This window comes from Paenibacillus glucanolyticus NBRC 15330 (assembly GCF_004000885.1).
Lineage (GTDB): Bacteria > Bacillota > Bacilli > Paenibacillales > Paenibacillaceae > Paenibacillus_AQ > Paenibacillus_AQ glucanolyticus.
The window spans coordinates 19,052-37,365 of record NZ_BIMC01000028.1 but is presented as its reverse complement, the minus strand read 5'-3'; the positions used below and the strand labels follow the sequence as shown (position 1 = coordinate 37,365).

The following is an 18,314-nucleotide window of genomic DNA, read 5'->3' as shown; positions in this document are numbered from 1 at the left end:
GAAGATCGTCTTTTGTTATACTGATGGGCATATATACTCACGATGAGGTTAAGGAGACGTATATGAACCTGTTAATAGCAGATGATGAACAGCACATGCTTCATATTTTGAAAGCTTATTTCGAAAAAGAGGGGTTTACTGTCTTTCTTGCCCGGGACGGGGAAGAGGCGGTCGACCTCTTTTATCATCATAAGATGGATCTGGTCATTCTCGATTGGATGATGCCCAAGCGGAGCGGGATTGAAGTATGCAGAACCATTAAACAGCTTGGCCATACGAAAGTTCTGCTGTTAACCGCTAAAGGCGAGGCGGACGATGAGTTTGCGGCTCTGCAGTCCGGTGCAGATGATTATGTGCGAAAGCCGTTTGATCCCCGTATTCTGCTGCTGCGTGCCAAGAAGCTGCTGCATTTGAACGCCAAGGTCGTGATCGGGAACGTGACCGTGGATTTGGAGGAGCAGCGGATTTACCGCGGGGAACAGGACGTGATGGCTACGCACAAAGAGTTCGAACTCATGAAATATTTTCTGGCTAACAAAGGTCGGATTCTGTCGAGAAAAATGCTGCTGGATCACGTATGGGGCTTTGATTATTTTGGCGATGAGCGCACCGTGGATACCCACATCCGGCGGCTTAGGGAAAAGATCGGCGAGTCATGCATTCAGACCCACCGCGGGATGGGATACAGTCTGGATGATAGCCTATGAGCAAATTAAGCAAAAAGCTGATCATCCGCATTACGCTGGTGCTCTCCGCCGTATTCATTGTGTCTCTTGCCTTAAATACGTATTTTCTCCCGAAATACGTGTTATACCAACAGAAGCAGAAGCTCGCGGAAGTCAGCTCCCATGTGCTGTCGATGGAAAAGAAGCGGCTCTTGGAGGAAATAGCGGTGCTGGAGCAGACCTACCGGGTTACGATCGTTTATGCGGATCTGGCGGAGAGCGAAGATCAGTTGAATGACCGCCTCAAGACGCGGCTGAATGAGAAGCGGATTACGCTCAGCCGCTTTTGGCTGACAGCGGACAACATCGATACCTTGCGGGAAGGCGGAAGGGTTAACAAAATATACGACCAACCCAAATTAAAATCGAACTTCCTCGTCAACTTTTTGCCGATGGAAGGGAATGTTGTTGCCGTTGGAGAGTCCATCCCCTATACGTCTGACACCATCTCGATGGTTAATCAGTTTAATGTGTATATTTGGAGCGGGGCCCTGGTGGTGCTGATCCTGCTGTCCGTGCTGTTTACGACGCGAATCGTCAAGCCGCTGGCGAAGCTGAATGAAACCGCTGAAGCGATTTCCAATCTGACCTTCACAAAAGCGGACATTCGCACCGGTGATGAGGTGGAGGAGCTGGCCGAGCGGATTAATTCGATGAGTACCAAGCTGGAGAGTGCCCATGTGACACTTGAGGGGAAGAATGAGGAGCTGCGAAGGTTTATTGCCGATATTTCTCATGAGCTGAGGACGCCGTTAGCCTTGATCAAGGCGTATGCAACGGGCATTCAGGATGGACTTGACGACGGAACCTATACAGAAATTATTCGAAAAAAAACCGATGACATGACGGAGATGGTTGATCGTCTCCTGTTATTCTCCAAGCTGCAGGTCGAGCCGTATACCTATGCTTCTGTTGAGATTCGTCAGCTGCTAACCGGGATATTGGACACGTACCGCTTATCCTTTGAACAACAGGGATTAAGCGTACGGTATGAAGATTTGCTGCCGCCGGTGGGTGGCACGGTGATGGCCGACGAGGCCAAGCTGGCCTCGGTGTTTCACAATCTGCTGACAAATGCCATGAAGTATACCGCGGATGAAACCATCCGGGTTAGGGCAGAGCGCAGGGTGGGTGTTTTTCATTTCGAAATCACCAACGCAGTAGGACCGTCTGCAAGATCTCCAGCCGATTGGGATCACGTATGGGAGCCGTTTTATGTGATGGAATCCTCGCGCAGCAAGTTATACAGCGGCACGGGCCTAGGCCTGTCGATTGTACGGACGATTCTGGAGAAGCATCATGCCATCTATGGGGTCCGTCCTGATGCAGATGAGGTGACCTTTTATTTTTCCCTGCCGTTCATGGATCACCATAGCGATCCTGAAATCGTTCGTTCGTGAGGAGGATCGATTAGAGCTAATGCATCAGCCGTGAGGCTGTTGTATTGGCTTTTTTTGCTGCTGTCACATTGATGTAACACAGGGAACCTAAGATGTAGTCATCACCGAGAGAAAGGGATGACACCCATGTTTCACAAACTGCCGAGTATGCTGCTGCTCCTGTTTTTCCTGCTTGTGGTGCTGCTGATGTATGTGGGGCACCGATTTCTGGGATAAGGAGAGGAAGAGGCTGATATGAGAATGCTGGATCATGAAGAAGTGCAGGTAAAAGCTGCTGCAGCGGGAATGGGCAAATCACCTCGCCCACTCCGTGTCATCGTTTGGATTGTAATCGGAATGCTCCTGCTGACTGCCGGGACTTATTATTATGCTACGCAAATAGAACCGAGCCGACTGACGGTGACCCATCATACGGTGGAATCGCCGAACCTGTCGCAAGCTTTTCATGGGATCAAAATCGCCCAGTTCAGTGATACTCATCTTGGCGAAAGCTATTCGAACCGCCAGCTCCATCAACTCGTTCAGCGATTGAATCGGGAGAAGCCGGATTTGGTCGTATTTACGGGCGATTTATTTGATTCGGTATGGCGAAGTCCGGCGAGTATCCAGGAAGTACCGGATATTCTGTCCGAAATCGAGGCGCCGCTAGGCAAATTCGCCGTTTATGGCAATCACGACCGCGGAGGCGGGGGCAGCCGCGTGTACCAGGAATATATGAAAAAGGCAGGGTTCCGTGTGCTTGTCAACGATACGGCAAACATAACGCTCGGCAGCGGAGAGATGATGACCGTTGCGGGCCTGGACGATTATCTTCTGGGTCGGCCGGACGCTGAAGGCACACTATCCGACCTGAGCAAGCATCACTTCAATATGCTGCTTGTGCATGAGCCTGACGTAGCGGATCGCTTGCTTGGGTATCCGATTGACCTGATTCTGTCCGGTCACAGCCATGGCGGTCAAGTGAATGTGCCTGTGCTGGGAGCATGGATCAGGACTTCGCTGGCGGACAAGTATATAAGCGGGATGTACGACTTATCCGGCTCGGAGCGCGGGGTACAGTTATATGTGAACCGGGGCATAGGCACAACGCGCTTTAAAATCAGGCTGGGCAATCCGCCAGAAATTTCGGTATTTACGCTTCATTCCGGGGCCGGTTAATAGCCCCGTGCATTAAAAAAAGCGAGATGATGGTTCTCTCGCTTTTTTAGTGGCGTATTTATCGTGTGGTTGTCTCGGCAGCCATTCAAGCATGCCCTGACCACGCGCATCTGTACACTTCCGTCATTCGGTCCGAAGTGGTGAACAGGGCTACACCATTTCCAGCGTACCGGCGGCAATCTCCTCGATATAGTGGCAGGCTGCTTGATGGCCGCCGTTCTGCTGAATCACCTCCCGAAGCGCTGGGGCTTCGGATCTGCATAGGTCCCTGGCATACATGCAGCGAGTGTGGAACCGGCAGCCGGAAGGCGGATTGATCGGGGACGGAACATCCCCCTTGAGAATGATGCGTTCCTTCTTTCGCTCGGGATCCAGCGTCGGGATGGCTGACAGCAGAGCGCGGGTATAGGGGTGCTGCGGCTGCTGGAAGAGCGCGCGCTTATCCGCGATTTCCACAATTTTTCCCAGGTACATCACGATGATCCGGTCGGAGATATGGCGTACAACCCCGAGATCATGGGAGATGAACAGGTAGGTGAGCTTGAACTCGGTTTGCAGCGACTTCATCAGATTGAGTACCTGTGCCTGGATCGAGACATCGAGCGCTGAGACCGCTTCATCGCTGATGATCAGCCTGGGATTCACGGACAAGGCGCGGGCGATCCCGATCCGCTGTCGCTGCCCGCCGCTGAATTCATGGGGATAACGATTGGCTTGATAGGAAGCCAGCCCGACCGTCTCCAGAAGTTCGATGGCACGGGACCGGCGGTCCTTTTTCGGCACGACATTCTGAATGTCCATCGCTTCTTCCAGCACCTGCAGCGCGGTTTTTCTGGGATTCAGCGACGCGTAGGGATCTTGAAAAATCATCTGCAAGTCTTTGCGCCTTCGGGTCATCTGCGTTTTGTTCAGGGAGAGCAGATCCGTCCCTTCGAACAGCACTTCGCCGGAGGTCGGTTCATCCAGCCTTAGGATGGCCCGGCCCGTGGTGGATTTGCCGCAGCCAGATTCGCCCACGATACTGACGGTTTCCCCCTCATGCACAGAGAACGAAATGTCATCCACGGCCTTTACGACATTGACGGTGCGGCCAAGGACGCCGCCCTTGATCGGGAAATACTGCTTGAGATTCTTGACGGTTAACAGCTCTTTGCTCATGGGAGAACGTTCACCTCGCTTTCGGTCTGCCATTGATCCGTGTATATCCAGCACCTTACCTGCTGATGGTCATCCAGTGCCTGGAGGTCAGGCAGCTTGTCATAGCACAGCTGGGCGGCGTGCGGACAGCGCGGCGCAAACCGGCAGCCATCCTGCGGATCATAAGGGCTTGGGACGGAGCCTTTAATCGGCTCCAGCGTTTCTTTATCGACATCATGCCGCGGCAGCGAGTTCATCAGGCCGACGGTGTAGGGGTGCTTCGGGTGCTTGAACAGGGTCCGCACATCGGTATATTCCACCACTTTTCCGCAGTACATGACCGCTACGTCATCACAGGTTTCGGCTACAATGCCCAGATCATGTGTGATAAAAATAATCGACATTTGCAGCTTCTGCTGCAGTTCCTTCATCAACTCCAGTATTTGAGCCTGGATGGTCACGTCAAGCGCCGTGGTCGGCTCGTCTGCGATCAGCAGATCCGGGTTGCAGGCCAGCGCCATGGCAATCATGACACGTTGGCGCATACCGCCGGACAGCTGGAAGGGATACTGGCGAACTCTTTTTTCCGGGGAGGGAATGCCCACCAGCCGTAACATGTCGACGGCTTTGTCCATGGCTTGTTTTTTGCTCAGATTCTCATGAATCTGATACGCCTCTGCAATCTGATCGCCAACGGTGAAGACCGGATTGAGCGAGGTCATCGGCTCCTGGAAGATCATCGAGATTTGGTTGCCCCTTAATTTGCGCATCTGCCGGTCCGATTTATCGAGCAGATTCTCTCCGTTATATAGGATTTGTCCTCCAACGATTCGTCCCGGATGAAGGATCAGCCGCAGGATGGACAAGGACAATATGCTTTTGCCTGAGCCGGATTCGCCAACGATCCCGAGTGTCTTCCCCTTACGTACGCTCAGGCTGATATCATCCACCGCTTTTACTTCTCCCAGGTCGGTGAAAAAAGAGGTCTGCAGGTTCTTGATCGTAAGCAGATTTGATGCGTGCTGTTCCATCTTCATCATGGTCTAAGCTCCCTTCGCTTTCAATTGATCTGACGGTATTTGCGATGTTGGCTCGGAGCGGCACGATGTTGGGCTAATCATGAGTATATGTCCCAAAATCCCGAAACAAAGTAATTTCAGTAAATGCGGCTCCTTCGTTAGGCTAATGAGGGTTTGGTATCTAATGTTGGTGTGCAAAAGGCTCCCAAATAGCTCAGATTGTCTCAATTAGGGGTAGCTTTCGGACCGTGGTTCCGCTATTTGTTGGTTTTTAGCCATTTAGTAGCAGTACGAGGACACCAGATCCGCTATTGCAAAATATTCCGGGATTAATCCACGGTTTTGAGTAGATTAACGGATCGTGTGTCCGCAAGGGCTCGAGAATAGGTCGATTCTGAGCAAATAGCGGATCGTGTGTCCGATGCTGGATTAAAAGTCCCAAAGTCCCGAAACAAATTAATGAGTAGCAGTATGAGGACACCAGATCCGCTAATGCGAGATATTCCGGGATTAATCCACGGTTTTGAGTAGATTAACGGATCGTGTGTCCGCAAGGGCTTGAGAATAGGTCGATTCTCGGCAAATAGCGGATCGTGTCCGCAAGGGCTCGAGAATAGGTCGATTCAGAGCAAATAACAGATCATGCGTCCGCACAGCACCCCGGAAATAGATCAAGTCCGGCAGACAGTGAGTAGGGGGTCAATTGGAATCCTAACCAGATCAATCAATCGAAATCGATGCGCTTGTTGAAGTATCGGTAGGATATGTCCACGAGCAGATTGACAAGCACGAACATGACCGAGAGCACCAGTACCGTGGCCTGCACAACGGGAAAATCCCTCGCCCTGATCGAGTCGATCACATAGCGTCCCATGCCGTTCACGGCAAAGACGGACTCGGTCAGCACCGCCCCGCCGAGCAGGCCTCCAAATTCGAGGCCGATGACCGTAATGACGGGAATCATGGCATTTTTCAAGGCATGCCGGTAGACAATGATGCGCTCCCGGACACCCTTGGCACGGGCGGTGCGGATGTAATCCTGACCGATAACCTCCAGCATGCTGGAGCGGGTCATTCTGGCGATAATCGCAGCGCCGCCTGTCCCGAGCGTGATCACGGGAAGGACCGTCTGCGACCAGGTGCCCCAGCCGGAAGGGCGGAACCAGCCCAAATCTACGGCAAAATACTGAATCAACATGAGCCCCAGCCAGAAGTTCGGCATCGACAGCCCGAACAGGGCGATGAACATGACGCCGATGTCGGCAGGCGAGCTTTTTTTAACGGCGGAGATGATGCCTGCCAGAATGCCAAGAAATACGGCCAGGATCGTACTGTAGATGGCCAGCTCGACGGTGATCCAGAACCGGCTCTTGAATATTTCATCGGCGATGGGACGGTTGCTGCGGATTGAATCGCCGAGATCTCCTTGCAGCAAACCGCTGACATAGTTCCAATACTGCAGTGGCAGCGGATCGTTCAATCCCAGATTTTCGCGGATTTTCTCAACCTGCTCTTTAGGTGCCCCTTCCCCAATAATGACCTGCGCCGCATCCCCCGGGATGAGGTGCATCAGCAGAAAGACAACAATGGTGACGCCAATGACGACAGGTATCGTCTGAATAAGCCTTCGAATGGAATAGATGAGCATGGCCCGGCAGCTCCCTTCATTATTTTTTCATTTTCGGGTCAAGGACATCTCGCAAGCCGTCACCCAGCAGATTAAATGCGATGACCACGACAACGATCGACAGGCCGGGGAACAGGGCGACATGAGGGTGATCCATAATATAGTTGCGCCCATCATTCAGCATGGCTCCCCATTCCGGTGTCGGAGGCTGGGCGCCAAGACCGAGGAAGGAGAGACCGCTGGCGGTCAGGATGGCAACCGCAATCCGCAGCGTAGCCTGCACGATGATGGGGGATGTAATATTCGGCAGAATATGTCCGAAGATGATGCGGCCGTCGCTCGCGCCAAGCGAACGCATGGCATCGATATATTCGAGCTTGCGGACGGCAAGCGTGGAGCCTCGGACGACTCTGGCAAAAGTGGGAATCGAGAAGATGCTGACTGCAATGATCACGTTAAACAGGTTTTTTCCAAGAACGCTTACAACCGCCAATGCTAGCAGAATGCCTGGAAATGCCAGCATGACATCAGTAATTCTCATAATGAGAGTATCCCATTTGCCGCCGTAATAGCCTGATATGATTCCGAGTACGACACCAAAAGCAGCTCCGATGATGACGGAGATAAAACCGACCGAGAGTGTGAGGCGCATGCCGTGGATAATTCGTGTGAATATATCTCTTCCGTTGTGATCCGTACCGAACCAATGGGCAGCAGAGGGTTTGAGCAGTTTCGTAGAATAGTCTACTTTGGTCGGATCATACTGGGTGAGCAAGGGGCCGATGACAGCGACAATAATCATCAGCAGGAGAAAATAACCCCCCCATAAGGCCGCTTTGTTTTTCCTCAGACGGTGGTAGAAAGATTTCCATTGTACGAGGCGGGTTCCATGATTACCGGATTCTTGTGGTCTGGCATCAGCGGTCATGTTATGCACGTGAAATCATCCTTTCTCAGAGTATGGATATCAGAATTGGTGTCGTAGAAACGGCAAGTAAATCTGGCTTCTTCTGGTATAAATATCAAATAGTAAAATATATGTTAACTGTGTATAAAATATTTTCCTATTTTGATTGAGAAGGGGGAGTTTGTTTCACATGGCAGGTAATAGAAGATTAAGGTGGCTTGTCTGTATCTTGGTCATACTTACCGTAGTGCTCTCAGCGTGCAATAGTTCAAGCAAGAGCAGTAATCCCGAAACGCCGTCAAATAACAGCAATACACCGGCTCCGGAGACAGGCAGCAAAGATCCCGCCGAGGGGACGACCGAAGCCGGTGCGAATGAGCTTGTGATTGCCTGGCTTTCTGATCCGCCATCCATGGACCCTCATATGTCGACGGACCAGCAAACGAGTGTAATGACAACACATATCTATAACACACTGGTGATTCATGATAAGGACCTGAACATTCAGCCCGGGCTGGCCGAGAGCTGGAAAGCAATCGATGAGCTGACATGGGAGTTCAAGCTGAGACAGGGCGTAAAGTATACAGACGGCTCCCCATTCAATGCTGAGGTCGTAAAAGCGAACATAGAGCGCATGCAGGATCCGGACGTAGCCTCTCCGCGAGCCTCGCTTGTCGCCATGATTAAAGAGGTCAAGGTTATTGACGAGTATACGGTGCAGTTCGTGACCGAGTATGCCTTCTCGCCGCTGCTTGCGCATCTTGCCCATTCCGCGGTCAGCATGGTGAGTGCAGAGGCCATCAAGCTGGATTATGACAAGCTGAAGGCAGGTGAGAAAGCCGGCACGTACCTTGCACAAAATCCGGTAGGTACGGGCGTCTTCAAGTTAGAGAGCTGGAACCCCGGGCAGGAAGTGAAACTTGTCGCAAATGCCGATTACTGGGGGGATAAAGCGAAGGTGGATCGGGTGACGTTCAAGGTCGTAAGTGAAGAAGGGACGCGGATCGCCGAGATCGAAACGGGATATGCGCACATTATAGATCCGGTGTCGCCAAGCAGCATCAGCCGCGTTGAAAGCACAGACGGCATGTCGTTGAACCGTCAAGCCTCGCTGAGCTTGTCTTATATCGGATTTAATAACGATAAGAAGCCGTTTAATGATGTGAAGGTAAGGCAAGCCTTGTCCATGGCCATCAACAAGGATGAGATCATTTCGGGTATTTATGAAGGTACGGGAATTCCTGCCGTGGGTCCGCTGGCACCGGACGTAAACGGCTATGATGCCACCGTAAAGCCGATCGAATATAACATAGACAAAGCGAAGGAACTGCTGAAGGAGGCCGGGTACGAGGGAGGTTTCTCCACAACCATCTGGACCAACGATAATCCGGAGCGCATCAAGGTTGCCGAGTATGTACAGTCCAAGTTGAAGGAATTGAATGTCGATGTCAAAATCGAAGTGGTGGAGTGGGGCGCTTATCTGGCCCAGACAGCAGAAGGCAAGCATGATATGTTCATCTTGGGCTGGTCTACGGTAACGGCTGATGCCGACTACGGCATGTATGAGCTGTTCCATTCCAAAAATGTAGGGGAGCCGGGCAACCGTACCTTTACGAAGAATCCTGAACTGGATAAACTGCTGGATGCAGGTCGCAAGGAGAACGATCCTGAACAGCGCAAGGCAATCTACAAACAGGCGCAAGAGAAGCTGGTTGAGCTGGCCCCGATGTTGTATATCCACCACCAGGAGTATTTAAACGGAGTCAGCAGCAAGGTCGAGGGCTTCTGGAGACATCCAAACGGTATTATGCAGCTGCATAATGTGTCAATTCAACCATAGTGGTTTTATGAAATTTTCATAGTTTTGAGCGGTTTTGATCTAAAGAGGAGTTTATAGTGAGAGAGGCCGCCATTGGGCGGCCTCTTTGTTGGTTCTCTAAGAGAACCAGCATAAGCAAAGGGAACAGGTAACCGAACCGATCTAACATTGTTGAACTCTAAAAGCAAGAATCGAGATCGGTCAGCGACATCGTAGAAATTTTGGGAATTGGCCAGCCGCAAGTGCGTTGCCATCTGCGGATATTGAGTGAGGCAGGGCCGGTGATTGTCCTTAAGCCAGCTCTGATTCCCGGTACATACATACGGATAAGCAGGTCACGGCGATGTCATCGTATGGCCTGCTTCTTGGCCTGTATAAGCAAAGAATTTCCTGCTTAAGCGATGATCCCCATCAATTATTTTCCATGCCAAAACTCATCCAAACAAAATAAGTAAATTTTATTAAAAATAAAACCATGTTATATTAAATTTACTAACGCCTTTGGAGAGGGGATAGGACGCATGAGTGGTTTGAAGGAAATTGCAAGGCTCGCGGATGTCTCGGTGTCTACAGTGTCCAATGTACTTAACGGACGCAAGAACGTGGGCCAGGATACGAGGGAGCGGGTGCTGAGATTATGCTCGGAACATGGCTATTTTCCACATAAGGGGACCAAATCCGATAAAAGCAACACGATTATATTCGTATTCAGCGACTTTGATCGCGATTATTATTTAAAAATCATCAAGGGCATCAGCCATTGCCTGACAGAGAACGGGTATGACCTCATCATCTGCACGAATAAATCCAGCACGAATTTCATGCGCAGCAAATTTGCAAGCGGTACCATAAGTCTGGACCGGAATATGACGGACGAATATTTGGTCTCTGTAGCTACGCCTCAATTTCCCGTTGTTCTCATGGACCGGATTATCGATAACGAGTATGCCAACACCAAGAGCGTGATCGTTGACAATTATCCTGTGATGTGTGAGATGGTCCAGGCTTTGGTGGATAAGGGATTCAAAACATTTGGATACATCGGCGGGCTGGAGTTTACTTTGGACCATAAGGAGCGGTACGCCGGATTTATAGATACGCTTGCGAAGAACGGGATCGTCTTTGATCGCCGCAATTACTTTCATGGCGACTACAGTGAGGAAAGCGGATATCAGGCTGCCAAAATCCTGGTACTGAGTAACGCCTTGCCAGAAGTGCTGGTCTGCGCGAATGACAACATGGCTCTGGGCGCGATTAAAGCGCTGGAGGAGAATGGATTGCGGGTACCGGAGGATATCTCGATCACCGGATTCGACAATTCGGATGCGGCGGCCATGGCCGGATTGACCACGATTGCCATCCCCCGTTATGAAAGCGGTTATTTAGCGGCGAAGGAACTGTTGGAAATGATCAAGGGCACCACGGGCAGGGAACCCTTTAAACTGAATGCCACCATCCAGTGGCGGAAAACAGTAAAATAAAACGCAGGGAATTTAACTAGTAAAATATCTAATATTTTACTAGTTTTTTTACTTAATATTTTTATGAAAACGCGTACAATTTTTATTGACAATCTAGATAAACCGCCATATGATGGGTTTGTAAACGTTTTACTTTATAGAGTCCTTAGGGGGAGGCGTGTCACTTGAAAAAAGTAAAAAAGGTATTAAGCATACTGACGGCAACCGCTTTGGTTGCGACACTTGCGGCCTGTGGCGGTACATCTGACAAAGAGTCTGGAGCAGCATCCGGGGGAGATAAGCTAAAGAAAATTACGCTCTTCCAATCTAAAGTTGAAATTACAGAACCACTTGAAGCCTTGGTTAAAACTTATAAAGAAGAAACCGGCAACGAGGTTGAAGTATGGGGTGCAGCGGGCGATGCCTATTCGCAGCAGCTGGTAGCAAAGCTCGGCAGCAATCAGGGACCGACGATATTCAGCGTAGCACAGGGACCCGAGTCCGAGAAGCTGAAATCCTATTTCTCCGACTTGAGCGGCGAAGAGTATGTTAAGAACATTGCGCCAGACATGGAATTGAAGGTCGACGATAAAACCGTTGGCGTTCCATACGGTGTAGAGGGCTTCGGACTTGTATACAACAAGGACCTGGTAGATCCGGCGAATGTGAAAGACCTGGACTCCTTCACCAAGACGATGGAGCAATTGAAGGCTGATGGCAAGAACGGTTTGAGCCTGTCCCAGGAGGCATACTTCCTGATCGGACACATTCTCAATACACCATTTGCGCTTCAAGCGGATCCGCTGGCTTATATTGAACAGCTGAATAAAGGCGAAGTGAAGATGGCCGACACGAAAGAGTTCCAGGAGTGGGCCAAATTCATGGATGTGATCAAAGCCAATGCCAAGAATCCGCTGGAAGTAAAATACGACAGCCAGATGGGTGACTTTGCAACAGAAAAAACGGCTATGGTGCATCAAGGCAACTGGAGTTACTCCATGCTTGCGGACTTCGGTGATTTCGGCTCCAAGGTCGGCATGATGCCGTTCCCGCTTGCGGGCAACGATAAAATCGCCGTTGGCGTGGCGAGCTACTGGGTCGTCAACAATCAGGCTGATGCTGATGAAGTCAAAGCTGCGAACGCTTTCCTGAATTGGCTGTTTACCAGCGACACAGGCAAGAAAGCCATCGTGGACGATTTCAAATTCATTCCGGCTTTAACGAATATTGAAGCAGGCGACCTGGATCCATTGTCCCAAGCGGTGCATGAGGCAACAACGAAAGGCGAGACGATTACTTGGGCACTGAACTACTTCCCGTCGGGCATCATCACGAATGACCTGGCTCCGGCGACGCAGGAGTACTTCATGAATCCGGGCATGACAGGTGAACAGTTCCTGCAGAAACTTGATGAGGTATGGGCGAAAGCATCCAAGTAAGAAGCAGGCAAAGCCGATGAAGTGAAATAACAATTCCATGAAAACGAAAGCCTAGCCTCCGACGTTCTGATGATCCAAGAGCGTTAGGCTTTTGTTTTTTTTCTAACACGAATTCAAGGTTTGATGCCGCCCGCGCGGGAATCATCCGGAACGGAAAGAAGGTATGGATTATGAGCAAAAGAAAGGACAAAGCCTGGTTTGCCCTGTTTACGGTGCCGCTTCTGTTTATTTTCACGACGGTTGTCATCATCCCGTTCATTATCGGTATTGTGTACTCTTTTGTGAATTGGGACGGTATTCCGGCCAATCCGAAAGTATTCGTAGGGTTTGACAATTACGTTCAGCTGTTCCAGGACGACCGATTCTTGTCATCGGCTTGGCATACGGTTCAATTCACGCTGCTTGCGCTGGTCTGCGTCAATATTTTGGGGCTTGGGTTTGCACTGCTCGTTACGACAAAACTCCGCTCAAGAAACGCGGCGCGGACGATGTTTTTCATGCCGAACCTGATCGGCGGTTTGATCCTGGGTTACATCTGGCAGTTTATTTTTACGGATGCCTTCAGTTTCTTGGGAGAGAAAACAGGGCTCGGCAGTGTGTTTTTTAACTGGCTGCTGCATCCGCAGTTTGCGTTGTATGCCATCGTTGCGGTGTTCACCTGGCAGCTGGCAGGTTATACGATGATCATCTATATCGCGGGAATCCAGGGGATTCCGGATGAGCTGATGGAAGCGGCCAAGGTCGATGGCGCAAGTCTGTGGCAGCGTCTGAAGAGCATTGTGTTCCCGCTGTTGATGCCTTCCTTCACGATCTGTCTGTTCCTGACCTTGTCGGGTGCGTTCAAAATCTATGATGTCAATCTGTCCCTGACCAAGGGCGGACCGAGCAATGCGACAGAGATGTTTGCGATGAATATCTTCAATGAGATCTTTGCTTACGGCAATTATGGCTTAGGTCAGGCAAAAGCGATCATCTTCTTCCTGATTGTTGCTGGACTCACGCTGACGCAAGTCATCATCACGAAGAGAAAAGAGGTGCAGATGTAATGAAGAAATCAGGTAAATGGCTGCTCGACATTCTGCTGTTCCTCTTTGCACTGGTCTTCTTGTCCCCGGTCTTCCTCATGCTGATTAACTCGTTCAAGGATCGTGCAGAGCTGTATGAGAATGCGCTTGCGCTGCCTTCCTCCTTCAGCTTCGAGTATTATAAATCGGCGATGGAGAAGATGAATTTCTTCACCGCTTTGGGCAACTCGCTCTATGTCACCATCATCTCGGTTGTCATTGTCATCGTGCTCGCCTCCATGACGGCCTGGATGCTGGTGCGTACGGATAACAAGCTGAGCAAAGTCATTTTCTTCACATTTGTGGCAACGATGCTGATTCCGTTCCAGACGCTGATGATGCCGCTGATGCAGGTCATGGACTGGATTCGCAGCAATCTTCACATTCCGATGCTTAATACCCATGAGGGTCTGATTTATATGAATATCGGTTTTACTTCGAGCATGGCGGTCTTTCTCTACCACGGCTTCATTAAATCCGTGCCGGTGGCGCTGGAGGAAGCGGCAACGCTCGATGGCTGCTCCAAACTAGGTGTATTCTGGAGAATTGTGTTTCCGCTGCTGAAGAACATCAGTGTGACGATTGCCATCCTGAATGTCATCGCCCTGTGGAATGACTATCTGCTTCCATCGCTGACATTGTCCGACAAAGGGCTGCGGACCATTCCGCTCTCCACCTTCTACTTCTTCGGGGAATTCACGATTGTGTGGAACCAGGCGATGGCAGGTCTGACACTGACCATTATCCCGGTGGTTATATTCTATATTTTTGCGCAGAAATACATCATCAAGGGGATTGCAGCAGGTGCGGTAAAATGAGGCGGATCATCACGAGAGCGGACGATTACGCTTCCAGCCGTTCAGCCAATGCTGCGATTGCCCGAAGTGTGGATGCCGGTTTTATTAAAAATGTGTCCATTATGGCGCCCGGCCCCTATCTAGCCGAGGCCGCGCAGCTGCTGGCGCATCGCAAGGACATCTGCTTCGGGTTTCATATGACGCTGAATGCAGAGTGGGATAACGTACGCTGGGGACCTGTTGCCGCGAAGGAACAGGTTCCTTCGCTTGTCGATCGGGCCGGATATTTCTATCAGGACCCGATCTTGTTCCAGGATCACCCGCCTTCACTGCAGGAGATTATCGTGGAATGCGAAGCACAGCTCAATAAACTGACCGCAGCAGGATTCAAGATTTCTTATGCGGACTCTCATATGCTGCCGGAACGTTTCATACCCGGGCTGCAGGAAGAGCTGGACCGCTGGATTGAAGCGAAGGGGCTTATCAACCATCGCGATTACTACAACTTCTTCCCGGGTGGTGTCCCGGACGGCGCCGATTCGTTTGAAAGGGTGCTTGGCGGTCTGACGGAAGACCAGTACTTCTTCCTGTCCCATCCGGCACTGTATTCGGAGGAAATGGTGCAGTGCGGCAATGCTCAAGTGGATGGGGAGCAACTGGCGCGCGGGCGTAATGAGGAGGCTTCCTTTCTTGCACGGGAGGACTTGAATGAGATTAGCGAACGACGGGGCTTTCGTGCGATTCGATATGATGAAGCGGTTCCATTATCCGGTGTATAATGGAAGCGTACGGATGAATGTATCTTGTTAATACAGGGAGAGGCGGAGGAGATGAACATGAATACGGTTCCGTTATTGCCAAGAAGTACCCCCGAAAACCAAGGAATCTCATCACAGTCTATTGAGCGTTTTATCGCATCGATTCAGGAGAAGGAGCTTGAGCTGCACAGCTTCATGTTGGTGCGGCACGGGCATGTCGCAGCGGAAGGCTGGTGGAAGCCGTATCAGGCGGACAAGCCGCATATGCTCTTCTCGTTAAGCAAAAGCTTCACCTCTACCGCGATTGGACTTCTGGTCCAGGAAGGCCGGGTCACGCTGGAGGATCAGGTGATCGGATTCTTTCCGGAAAATACGCCGGAGGAACCATCTCCAAATCTGTCCGCCATGACGATACGCGATTTGCTTATTATGGGAACGGGACATGCCCAGGAGCCTGCCATGCAGTCCGATATCTGGGTAGATGATTTTTTCAAACAAGCAGTCGAGCATGAACCTGGAACCCATTTTGTCTATAACAGCGCAGCGACTTACATGCTCTCGGCTATTCTGCAGAAGGTAACCGGCATCACGCTGCTGGATTATCTGCAGCCCCGTCTGTTCGAACCGCTTGGCATACATGGAGCCACCTGGGAAAGCTGTCCGAAGGGAATCAATACCGGTGGATGGGGGCTTAAGGTGAAGACCGAGGACATCGCCAAGTTTGGTCAGCTCTACCTTCAAAAGGGGGTGTGGGAAGGCCGCCGCCTGATTCCGGAAGACTGGATCGAAGAGGCAACCTCGAAGCAGATATTCAACGGACCTGCGGACTCCACATCGGATTGGACCGAAGGCTACGGTTATCAATTCTGGATGTGCCGTCATGGAGGATATCGAGGTGATGGCGCATTCGGCCAGTTCTGCGTCGTGCTGCCGGAGCAGGATGCGGTCATCGCCATTACCTCCGGCCTTGGGGACATGCAGGAAGTGCTGGACGTGGTATGGGAGCATCTGCTGCCTGCCATGGGACCTGATAAGCTGCCGGCTGACACGGGGGCCGAGTCCTCTCTTGCCGGAGTGCTGCAAGAGCTCAAGCTGGATCCCCCAAGGGAAGAAGCGCGTTCCCCGATTGAGCAGGACATTACCGGAATTGTGTATGAGCTGGAGGAGAATGAGGATAAGCTGCATTCGATCTCCATTCGGTTCGAAGAAGATGGCGCTGTAATGGAGCTTGTGGGGGAAGACGGCACGAATTCGATTGCCTTTGGCCGCAATGAGTGGAAGTCAGGAACCACGAAGCTGATCATGCTGGAGGATAACGACTATGCCGCCTCCATGACCTGGAACGACCAGACGCTGAGACTGACGATCAGGCTGACGGAGACGCCGTTCTACTTAACCACGGATTGTACCTTCGATGAGGGGGGAATTCATCTCGCCTACTGGATGAACCAATCGTTTGAGGGCAAGGTGGTCCGGGAGATTAACGGCAAGGCCAAGGCGTAGAACATGTAATTTTTGCTTTTCTCCAAACGGCTATGATGTGGTCGTCATCAGACAATGGGCTAAAGTTTAATCAACCTGGTCTTTAACAGACTGAAATTATGTAAAAAGCTGAACTAGATGATGCTAGTTCAGCTTTTTCAGTATATCTTATACCTTCTTGGTTCGAGTCGGCTGGGTTTAGAGTATCGTTAACTACAATTAATCAGCTTCTGTATCCATTTGATCGTTATTTCATCTTTGACCTCTAGGCTCCAATCAGTCGGAAAGCACAAATATTGTTCTTCTTCGGGCATTTTAGGCAGCTGAGAATGTACAATAATATCAGCGTTACCGTCATGATTGTAGTATTGAGGAAAGCGGTATTCCTGGCCTTCAAGTGACCGATACACATAAAAACTGAACTCAATATCACCCACTACACAGAACGCATGACCTTGAATCCTAGGATCGCACCAGACATGGGTGCCTTTCAGCTTGCTTAATGAAAGCAGGAAGCCGTTCTTTTGAGCTTCCGTCAAATGAAAGTCGTCCAAATAATACCTGGACGATATTCGATCAAAATTCGTATCGATAATCTGGTAGTTTAGAATAACTTCGGCGCCCTTTTTAAGAACGGTATTAAAATAATCTTTCTGGATTCCGCCCTTATACCTGGATAATCGGCTTTTTACCAAGTAGTCGATATTACTATGGTCTAAATTTCGACCAAACGTTAATAGAAATCGTCTCTTATGCAACTTTACTCTGAACCCCACTTTGGAAGTGAATTATGGTATAAATCAATATTTCCTTTATGATCAGGCCAATCATCTTTTGTATGATAGTGCCACCGAGTATGATTTCTTGATTGGGAAGTAAAGACATCTAGTCTCAAATATTCTGTACCATCTTGACCAAATAAAGAAATAATTTGCTCGCCCTGATTAATCCCGTTCGGTGCGGAAGGTAACTCAGGTCCTTTGTTTCTAGTATAACCATATCTTTCATATTGCGCTTTAATTCCAGGCTCTATTTGAGGCCAAACTTCTCTTTCGAAACGATCACCGAGTTGCTGCTGGATTTTCTTTCCCATCTTCTTTTTTACAGCTGCTTTTATTATAGCAGCAACAACCGCCCAAACAATAGGCCAAATCGCCGGTGAAATTTCACTCTGAATACTGGGATCTGACAAGTGACTAATCGTTGAGGTCTGACTATTTGCTATATCTGCAAAAGCAAGTATCAAGGCAAATTCTTTGCTGTACTCGTCGTATTCCTCCATTTTTAATTTTAAATTGTTGTCTGTTTGGATTGCTTCCTCTATGCTTGTAGAATGTTCTTGAATAAATAATAGAAGTTCTTGAATCTCGCTTTCTGATAGTTTTAATTCCTCTTGAGTCTTTTGCAGTTCGCTATGTGCAGGAAGCGCGGATACAGTAATTGCTGCAAATACCGTATTTAATAACATTACCAAAGCCAAAAAAGCGGCTACTTTTTTAATTACTCCCCAAAAACTCAAAAA

At 50.1% G+C, this 18,314-nt stretch carries 16 protein-coding genes and 1 pseudogene; 11 read left to right on the top strand and 6 right to left on the bottom strand.

Annotation, left to right across the window (positions count from 1 at the left end; genetic code table 11):
- Positions 1–62: 62 nt before the first annotated feature.
- From PGL02S_RS25975 to PGL02S_RS25965, 3 genes are all read left to right on the top strand, one after another.
- Entirely contained in the window at positions 63–707 is a 645-nt protein-coding gene (locus PGL02S_RS25975; RefSeq protein ID WP_036644077.1) for a response regulator transcription factor, read from the top strand.
- A complete protein-coding gene (locus PGL02S_RS25970; RefSeq protein ID WP_036644076.1) occupies positions 704–2,125 on the top strand; it encodes a sensor histidine kinase in 1,422 nt (473 codons plus the stop codon). Before PGL02S_RS25975 ends, PGL02S_RS25970 begins: the two co-directional genes overlap by 4 nt.
- 234 nt (positions 2,126–2,359) lie before the next feature.
- Entirely contained in the window at positions 2,360–3,283 is a 924-nt protein-coding gene (locus tag PGL02S_RS25965) for a metallophosphoesterase (RefSeq protein WP_306766009.1), read from the top strand.
- A 150-nt stretch (positions 3,284–3,433) separates the two neighbouring features.
- Here PGL02S_RS25965 and PGL02S_RS25960 read toward each other — a convergent pair whose 3' ends face one another.
- The 4 genes from PGL02S_RS25960 to nikC all read right to left on the bottom strand — a co-directional run bounded on the left by PGL02S_RS25960 (position 3,434) and on the right by nikC (position 8,003).
- On the bottom strand, positions 3,434–4,441 hold the full coding sequence (locus PGL02S_RS25960) for an ABC transporter ATP-binding protein (RefSeq protein WP_036644073.1): 1,008 nt from the start codon (positions 4,439–4,441) through the stop codon (positions 3,434–3,436).
- A complete protein-coding gene (locus PGL02S_RS25955) occupies positions 4,438–5,451 on the bottom strand; it encodes an ABC transporter ATP-binding protein (RefSeq protein WP_036644147.1) in 1,014 nt (337 codons plus the stop codon). The genes PGL02S_RS25960 and PGL02S_RS25955 overlap by 4 nt, the downstream gene beginning before the upstream one ends.
- 712 nt (positions 5,452–6,163) lie before the next feature.
- The gene (locus PGL02S_RS25950; protein ID WP_006207784.1) at positions 6,164–7,087 is read right to left on the bottom strand and encodes an ABC transporter permease; all 924 of its coding nucleotides are present in this window, start codon (positions 7,085–7,087) and stop codon (positions 6,164–6,166) included.
- A 19-nt stretch (positions 7,088–7,106) separates the two neighbouring features.
- Entirely contained in the window at positions 7,107–8,003 is an 897-nt protein-coding gene (gene nikC, locus PGL02S_RS25945) for a nickel transporter permease (protein ID WP_036644070.1), read from the bottom strand.
- Between the two features lie 160 nt (positions 8,004–8,163).
- Between nikC and PGL02S_RS25940 the strand changes: the two genes are divergently transcribed.
- The 8 genes and pseudogenes from PGL02S_RS25940 (at position 8,164) to PGL02S_RS25905 (ending at position 16,813) form a co-directional block, all read left to right on the top strand.
- Positions 8,164–9,813: a glutathione ABC transporter substrate-binding protein gene (locus PGL02S_RS25940; RefSeq protein ID WP_036644067.1), complete on the top strand. Its 1,650-nt coding sequence runs from the start codon at positions 8,164–8,166 to the stop codon at positions 9,811–9,813.
- A 176-nt stretch (positions 9,814–9,989) separates the two neighbouring features.
- A pseudogene (locus PGL02S_RS29050) lies at positions 9,990–10,190 on the top strand (ArsR family transcriptional regulator); the annotation flags it as partial.
- Positions 10,191–10,313: 123 nt separating this feature from the next.
- Positions 10,314–11,273, top strand: a complete 960-nt coding sequence (locus PGL02S_RS25930; RefSeq protein WP_036644065.1) for a LacI family DNA-binding transcriptional regulator — start codon at positions 10,314–10,316, stop codon at positions 11,271–11,273.
- 164 nt (positions 11,274–11,437) lie between these two features.
- Positions 11,438–12,691 carry an ABC transporter substrate-binding protein gene (locus PGL02S_RS25925; protein WP_036644063.1) on the top strand — a complete coding sequence of 418 codons (1,254 nt, stop codon included), beginning with the start codon at positions 11,438–11,440 and terminating at the stop codon, positions 12,689–12,691.
- 170 nt (positions 12,692–12,861) lie between these two features.
- On the top strand, positions 12,862–13,737 hold the full coding sequence (locus PGL02S_RS25920; protein ID WP_006207788.1) for a carbohydrate ABC transporter permease: 876 nt from the start codon (positions 12,862–12,864) through the stop codon (positions 13,735–13,737).
- Positions 13,737–14,573 (top strand): carbohydrate ABC transporter permease, encoded by an 837-nt coding sequence (locus PGL02S_RS25915; protein WP_006207789.1) that lies wholly within the window; start codon positions 13,737–13,739, stop codon positions 14,571–14,573. The genes PGL02S_RS25920 and PGL02S_RS25915 overlap by 1 nt, the downstream gene beginning before the upstream one ends.
- Entirely contained in the window at positions 14,570–15,331 is a 762-nt protein-coding gene (locus PGL02S_RS25910; protein WP_036644061.1) for a polysaccharide deacetylase family protein, read from the top strand. The genes PGL02S_RS25915 and PGL02S_RS25910 overlap by 4 nt, the downstream gene beginning before the upstream one ends.
- 57 nt (positions 15,332–15,388) lie before the next feature.
- The gene (locus PGL02S_RS25905; RefSeq protein WP_235187496.1) at positions 15,389–16,813 is read left to right on the top strand and encodes a serine hydrolase domain-containing protein; all 1,425 of its coding nucleotides are present in this window, start codon (positions 15,389–15,391) and stop codon (positions 16,811–16,813) included.
- A 188-nt stretch (positions 16,814–17,001) separates the two neighbouring features.
- Here PGL02S_RS25905 and PGL02S_RS28965 read toward each other — a convergent pair whose 3' ends face one another.
- Together PGL02S_RS28965 and PGL02S_RS25895 are read right to left on the bottom strand one after the other, a co-directional pair.
- Positions 17,002–17,331: a hypothetical protein gene (locus PGL02S_RS28965; RefSeq protein ID WP_228029893.1), complete on the bottom strand. Its 330-nt coding sequence runs from the start codon at positions 17,329–17,331 to the stop codon at positions 17,002–17,004.
- Positions 17,332–17,552: 221 nt separating this feature from the next.
- Positions 17,553–18,311, bottom strand: coding sequence for a YpjP family protein (locus tag PGL02S_RS25895; RefSeq protein ID WP_036644057.1), 759 nt, complete (start codon positions 18,309–18,311; stop codon positions 17,553–17,555).
- Between the last annotated feature and the right edge of the window lie 3 nt (positions 18,312–18,314).